The following is a 332-nucleotide window of genomic DNA, read 5'->3' as shown; positions in this document are numbered from 1 at the left end:
GACCAAGCCTTACGGGAAAAATATTATTGATCCTGTCCAGCACATTAGAGTTTGGAACAAGATAGGCCTGAATATATTGTTCAGCACTTTTTCGCAAAGCCCGCAGCGTATATTCGTTATCATTCGTACTAATAAACCTTATCGATCTGGACTGTTGCCCGCCGCCTTCCTTTATTGGAGTGAGGCCGCCGTGTATAGTATCCAGGAACAAAACCGGAACTTCAATTTTGGTGCTATACACATCCCGATAATGATCTCCCCACAAAAAACGATAGAATCCGCTCTTATTAGTTTCTTCGGGAGTGTAAATAGAAGAGGAAAAGCTGTCTCCC

Annotated in this window: 1 protein-coding gene; it reads right to left on the bottom strand. The window is 43.1% G+C overall.

Features of this window, described 5'->3' with window-relative positions; translation table 11 throughout:
• A partial coding sequence (locus tag HC175_RS21895; RefSeq protein WP_168139986.1) for a hypothetical protein occupies positions 1 to 332 on the bottom strand: 332 nt, incomplete at both ends.

Source organism: Salinimicrobium oceani (assembly GCF_012037645.1).
Note: the sequence above shows the minus strand (reverse complement) of the source record. Positions and strands in the feature narration are given on the sequence as shown.